Here is a 6,572-nt window from a genome sequence, read left to right on the forward strand (position 1 = left end):
AGGTAAACTCCAGGGCCGATAGCCTGCGTGGAACACTTACTCCCCTGCGAAGCTGCTACGATATTAATTACTACCATTTGGATGTAAAGATCGATATTGATCAGAAATCTATTGTTGGAAGCAACGAATTCGCCTTTACCGCTACGCGGGATTTCACCAAACTCCAGTTCGATCTTTTTGATAACTTAAAAGTAGATAAAGTAGTTTACAAAGGTACCAACCTACCTTTTACCCGTGAGTTTAATGCCGTTTTTGTAACCTTCCCAAAAGCAGTAAAAAAAGGAAGTAAAGATAAATTCACCGTTTTTTATTCGGGTAACCCAACTGTAGCCAAAACACCGCCATGGGATGGCGGTTTCATTTTCAAAAAAGATGCTGCGGGCAATCCTTTCGTTTCTGTGGCCTGCCAGGGCCTGGGCGCAAGTGTTTGGTGGCCAAATAAAGATCACCAGAGCGATGAGGTAGATAGCATGTTGATCAGTATTAGCGTACCCAAAACCTTACAGGAAATATCAAACGGTAAATTAAGGAGCATTGTTGATCAACCCGATGGTTACCAACAGCACAACTGGTTTGTAAGCAATCCCATCAACAATTACGATGTAACCTTTTACATTGGCAAGTATGCCCATTGGCAGGATAGTTATAATGGCGAAAACGGAAAACTGAGTATCGATTTCTGGGCCCTGCAAACCGATAGTGCAAAAGCACGCCCACACTGGGATGCCGATGTTAAACCCATGTTAAAATGTTTCGAATACTGGTTTGGCCCTTACCCCTGGTATAAAGATGGCTATAAACTTGTTCAGGCACCACATTTGGGCATGGAACATCAAAGTGCAGTTGCATATGGTAACCAGTTTAAACAAGGCTATTTAGGAAGAGATTTAAGTGGTACAGGCCATGGTTTAAAATGGGATTTCATCACCATCCACGAAAGTGGCCACGAATGGTTCGGCAACAACATCACTTCAAAAGATATTGCCGATATGTGGATCCACGAAGGTTTTACCAATTACTCGGAAGTATTGTTTACCGAATGTACCGAAAATAAGGCTGCTGCCGACGAGTATGTAATCGGATTACAGAAAATTATCCGCAACGACATTCCGGTAATCGGTCCTTATGGTGTAAACAAAGAAGGTTCTGGCGATATGTACCCCAAAGGTGCAAACCTGGTAAGCATCATCCGCCAGTTGGTTAATAACGACGAAAAATTCAGACAGATCCTCCGTGGGTTGAACAAAACTTTTTACCACCAAACCGTAACCACGGCACAGATCGAAAATTATATTGCCAAACAGAGCGGTTTAAAACTGGATAAGATTTTCGACCAGTATTTACGTTATACCAAAATCCCTGTTCTGGAATATAAAATCGATAATGGTAGTTTATCGTACCGTTGGATAACCGATGTTAAAGGTTTTGATATGCCTGTACGCGTAACCTTAAAAGCCGGCACCTATACCTTAATTAAACCCACAAACGACTGGAAAACCATTAAAGTTGATGCCAGCATAAACGCTGATACCTTTAAACACGATCCGTTGTTTTATATTGGCCTTAAGAAAGGGTAATCTTTACCACCAACTTCCGAAGTTAGCCCGGCGATTAGGCTGGGAAAACTTCGGAAGTCTTAAAAGGCCACGGCAAACAGCTCAGCCAACTTCCGAAGTTTTATAAGCCCGTTGTGCAACTTTTGTTAAAAACAACCGTCTTATAAGAAAAAGACCATTATTCATCTAAAAAATAAAATCTATAACCATGAAAAAAGTATTTGCAATATTATTGGCATCATTAACCTTAACTGCTGGCATTAACGCAATCGCAAAAAACCATACCGGCATCAGTATATCAAGCAATAAAGGCGACGAACGCGATGTTAAAAACTTTAACGGCGTGGCTGCTGCAGGTCCCATCAATGTGATTATTACCTTGGGCAACACCGAAAGCTGCCGTTTAGAAGGCGATGCAGAGGCAATTGCTTCAATTGTTACCGAGGTAAAAGGCAATGTTCTGGTTATCCGTCCGCAAACCAGCATCAGAAGTTGGTCTAACAAATACGAGGGTAAAAAAATTACGGCTTATGTAACCGCAAAAGAACTGGCCAGCTTAACCGTAAGCGGTTCTGGTAACCTAACCGTTAACGGAAAAATCAGCACAGGTAATTTAACAACAACCGTAAGTGGTTCAGGAAACATCAAAGCCACGGCCGATGTAGACGATTACAGTGGTGTAATCAGCGGTTCTGGTTCGATAAATATTACAGGTGGAGCAGATCATGCAAAAGTAGTCATCAGTAGTTCGGGTACGCTTTCGGGTAGATCTTTTTCGACAAAAACACTAAACAGCACCATCAGTGGATCAGGAACGGTAAACATTGCCGTAAGCGAAAGCATCAGGGCAGTAATCAGTGGTTCGGGAAGCGTAAATTACTCAGGTAATCCAACCATCGATAAAACCGTTATCGGTTCGGGTGGGGTAAGAAAAATATAAAATCATTTACCTTAAAAAAAGAAACGCCGCGAAGAAATTCGTGGCGTTTCTTTTTATCCTCATACCCCCTTTCATTGTCATGGTTCGAGTCTCTACGAACCATAATTTTTTCCATGCGTTAGCTTATACCTAACTGCTGATTTTTCTAAAAAACACAACAAGAACTCCTATCCTTTAATACTTCTTTGTTGCAAAATCAGTTTCTTCATATGTATATTTAAAGCCATTAGCAAAAACATTCACCACAAATAAGTACAGCTTACCAATGAGTTTATTTAACCTATTTAAAAAGAAAAACACCGTAGTAGAAAACGATCAGGTAACGGAAAATGATCCATTGGAGAATTACCCAGAACTGCTTAGTGCTAAGCTTCTATTCCTTAACAAACCAAACCTTGATCGCAATCAGCTTTTAGCCGAAGTAAAAAAACACTTCGCAAACATTGATCATTCTTTTTCAGAAAGCACGCTTATTTTTTCATTCCCTGATTACCCCATCGAATTAGCTGATGCTACAATTCCGGCACAATGCACAATCATGATACCCGATCCTGACAAATCAGGAGTCGAACTTCCCGATGCTGCTTTTCAGCAAAACTGGCATTGGGCTGAAGCGAATCAGGTTGCAAAAAACTGCATCTATGAAATATTGGTAACCGATTTTATGTCGAGAACGCTCCCCTATAAAGAACGGCTTAGTTTATTTATAGATTTCTTAGTTGCAGTGATAAGGGTAACCCAACCCAATGCAGTATACTCATCTTCAGCACAGAAAATTTTAAACCCGGTAAACATCACTGGTATTTGGGAAACGGATAAAATACAAACACTACATGTAATTTGTAACGTACGGCTTTATAATGCTAGTCAGGATACCAACCACAAAAAACTGCTAATGGATACCATAGGTCTTCATACCATCGGATTGCCAGATTTTCAAATCCGGTTTTCAGAAGCCGATGAAAACGAGATCGCAAATTTATTATGGACATACGCCTACTATGCTTATGAGTTTGGTGATGTTATAGCAGATGGGAACACACTCGAAGGACTGAAAGCTGGCTCAAAATGGAAATGCGAAAAACAGTTTTCATTGGTTGCTCCTGAAAGGATAGTAGTAAATGTAACACCGGATTAAAGGAATAATCTTTCAATCGCCATGGTTCGTGTCTCCACGAACCATTATTTATGCACCATGCAAACCCCAAATATAAAATACTGCCCCGGCCAGCTAGCCCGGGTTGAAGCGGTACCCTGTAGCAACGAGGCACGAGGCAGCGAAGCGTACAAGCGCAAAACGGGATGAAATTATTGCTGCGCACAAACCCTGCGCTCCAAAAAGATAAACCCAACTTAAAGAAAGCGCTTATAAAAAACAGCTATTCAATCGTAAACATTTACCTTCGTTAAATAACAAATACCGCATGAAAAAATTATTATTAACACTCCTCACAATCCTTTACATTTCATTTTACGCATCTGCCCAAACTAAAAATGACGACCTATATTCTGCTATCGCCAAAAACAATACAGAAAAAGCTATAGATCTGTTAAAAAATGGGGCGAGTGCCAACTATATTAAATCCGTAGGGCCCTGGATGAAAGTGAATATGCTCATCACTGCCGTAAACAATAAAAATGTTGATATTGTAAAACTGCTGCTCGAAAATAAAGCCGACGTAAACTGGCGAGATGGCTTTAATACAACAGCCTTAATGTATGCCGCCGCAAAAGCAAACCGTACTATTATAGATATGCTGCTGGATAATGGTGCCGATATTAATGCAAACGATGGTAAGGGCAACACGGTACTTAGCGCAGCAAAAGAAAGTAAAAACGAAGAATTGATTAAATATATCGAGGACAGGCTTAAAGAAAAAAATAAATAAGATACCTAAATATTTGCCGCGGTTTGTACAATTGCCATTGTCCGTGCCCCACAAACCATAATTTCTAATGCATAAACTTATATTTAGAAGGTAATTTTTACATATACTTGGTTATTCTGCAAACCTTAAAAATGATCTACTGCCCAAACCACCTAGCCTGGTTGAAGCGGTAACCTGCAGCAACGAAGCGTAAAACGGCAAAAAATTAATTGTGGTACACAGTTCCTGCGCTTCCTGGAAAACCAGATTTATTTATGAATATGGAAATGAACATGCAGTAGTTCGTGGCCGTCGTCAGTCCCGCTTTCGCTTTACTCCGTTTCACTTCGTGTCCGCTACAATCGGGTTTAGGTACAACGGTTTCTGCGCCATGCAAACCCCAAATATGAAATACGGCCCCGGCCACCCAGCCCCCTGCCCGTTGCAGGCGGGCGGTTTTAGCAGTACCCTGCAGCAACGAGGCACGAGGCAGCGAAGCGTACAAGCGCAAAACGGGACGAAACTTATTGTGCTGCACAGGCTCTGCGCTCCAAAAAAAAGATATTTCCTTTAGTACACAAAAAACATATTAACCGGTTTTTAGTTATAAACAATTATCTTCGTTTACCTACACCTTACCCATGAAAAAAATAGTATTAGCGGCTTTATTCATAAGCATTATCAATTTCGCCTACGCACAGGATAAAACACTTGATAAAAAATACCGTCCGGTGGTTACAGCTTTTATCACTGCCGTTAAAAGTGGCAATATCGAAAAGTTGGGCAACAAAATAAGCTACCCCTTAAAAAGAGCCTACCCTATTCCAGCCATTAAAAATAAACAGGAATTTATAAAACGTTATAAAGAGGTTTTTGATGATAATTTAACCCAAAAGATCATCAACTCTAAACCCGATACTGATTGGGATGCGGTTGGCTGGCGTGGTATTATGTTCTTAAACGGCGAATTATGGCTCGACACCAATGGTAAACTCATTGCCGTTAACCACCAATCAAGGTTAGAGGCCAAAGAACAGGCCAGGTTGATCAACGCCGAAAAAAGCAACCTTCACCCCTCGTTAAGTAATTTTATACAACCGGTTCTGGTTTTCGAAACGGCTCAATACCGGATCAGGATTGACGATCTTGGCAATAACAATTACCGCTATGCTGCCTGGCCGCTAAAAAGCAAAATGAGCGATAAACCCAAACTGGTTTTAAATAATGGTAAATGGGCTGCCGATGGCAGCGGAGGTAACCACAACTATCAGTTTAAAAGTGGCGATTACCTTTATACCTGTTTCATAACCCTAATGGGAGAAAAAGATTCGCCACCGGCATTATTGGTGATCAGCAAAGCCGGATCAGAAATTTTATCGCAACCGGCTAAAAAAATTATCCCTTAAAATCCGAATATGCTTACTGAAACGCTAAAAAGACTCTTTAACCGCGATCTTAAAAGACTTAAATCAGAAATAGAAGCCTACCGAAATGAGGCTAACCTGTGGCGTGTAGATCAGGCAATAACAAATTCGGCCGGTAACCTTTGCCTCCATCTTATCGGTAACCTGAATACTTACATCGGGGCAATCCTGGGTGGCACCAATTATATCCGCAACCGCGAACTCGAATTTTCGTTAAAGGATATACCAAAGAAACAACTCATCGAAATGATCGAAGAAATAACAAAGGTGGTTGATGAAACTTTAGACTTAATTACCAATGAGCAGCTCGAAAGTGAATATCCTTTATTGGTATTTGAAGAAAAAACCACAGCCGGATTTCTGCTCGTTCACCTTACCACACACTTAACATACCACCTCGGACAGATTAATTACCATAGGAGGTTGCTGGATCGGGAGTAAGATATTATTTTGTAAAACCACTTACATTTGCCCATAATGAGAAGTCAACTTTTTACGAATTGTTTTGAACACATCGCTAGCTTGCTTTAAAAACACCACATCCCATACCGAAGAACGAACGTCAATCCCAAGGGCCAGGTAAATCAAAAAAACAGGTGCACAATAGAAAAAATAGTACTACCAAACCTAGAACGCAGTGGTTTTGTGTTTCATGTCTGCAAAGCCTTTAACCCACCACTGGCTAACAAAACAAAGTGCCGCTGTTTTTTTGATGTGCAATGGCCCTGTGTAAAAGGCCTATTGACGGATTGACGAAGCGCTTTGGGTACTTTGGCGCTCCAAA

Annotated in this window: 6 protein-coding genes; all 6 read left to right on the top strand. The window is 40.9% G+C overall.

All coding sequences use genetic code 11. The features are described from left to right. Positions 1-1,577: M1 family metallopeptidase (locus tag B2V92_RS05310; RefSeq protein ID WP_293305392.1), on the top strand; the 1,577-nt coding region annotated here is incomplete at its 5' end. Between the two features lie 187 nt (positions 1,578-1,764). Then, positions 1,765-2,496 (top strand): head GIN domain-containing protein, encoded by a 732-nt coding sequence (locus tag B2V92_RS05315; RefSeq protein ID WP_293305395.1) that lies wholly within the window; start codon positions 1,765-1,767, stop codon positions 2,494-2,496. A 265-nt stretch (positions 2,497-2,761) separates the two neighbouring features. Continuing rightward, entirely contained in the window at positions 2,762-3,634 is an 873-nt protein-coding gene (locus B2V92_RS05320) for a DUF4261 domain-containing protein (protein WP_293305398.1), read from the top strand. Between the two features lie 286 nt (positions 3,635-3,920). Next, positions 3,921-4,385, top strand: coding sequence for an ankyrin repeat domain-containing protein (locus B2V92_RS05325; protein ID WP_293305400.1), 465 nt, complete (start codon positions 3,921-3,923; stop codon positions 4,383-4,385). Positions 4,386-5,005: 620 nt separating this feature from the next. Continuing rightward, entirely contained in the window at positions 5,006-5,770 is a 765-nt protein-coding gene (locus tag B2V92_RS05330) for a hypothetical protein (protein ID WP_293305402.1), read from the top strand. Between the two features lie 9 nt (positions 5,771-5,779). Then, positions 5,780-6,229, top strand: a complete 450-nt coding sequence (locus tag B2V92_RS05335) for a DinB family protein (RefSeq protein WP_293305405.1) — start codon at positions 5,780-5,782, stop codon at positions 6,227-6,229. Positions 6,230-6,572: the final 343 nt, after the last annotated feature.

The sequence above is a fragment of the Pedobacter sp. UBA5917 genome (assembly GCF_002432345.1).
Lineage (GTDB): Bacteria > Bacteroidota > Bacteroidia > Sphingobacteriales > Sphingobacteriaceae > Pedobacter.

What these genes read in the sequence shown, in the direction of transcription:
- B2V92_RS05315 (WP_293305395.1), top strand. Translation starts at nt 1,765, where the DNA reads ATGAAAAAAGTATTTGCAATATTATTGGCATCATTAACCTTAACTGCT.
- B2V92_RS05320 (WP_293305398.1), top strand. Translation starts at nt 2,762, where the DNA reads ATGAGTTTATTTAACCTATTTAAAAAGAAAAACACCGTAGTAGAAAAC.
- B2V92_RS05325 (WP_293305400.1), top strand. Translation starts at nt 3,921, where the DNA reads ATGAAAAAATTATTATTAACACTCCTCACAATCCTTTACATTTCATTT.
- B2V92_RS05330 (WP_293305402.1), top strand. Translation starts at nt 5,006, where the DNA reads ATGAAAAAAATAGTATTAGCGGCTTTATTCATAAGCATTATCAATTTC.
- B2V92_RS05335 (WP_293305405.1), top strand. Translation starts at nt 5,780, where the DNA reads ATGCTTACTGAAACGCTAAAAAGACTCTTTAACCGCGATCTTAAAAGA.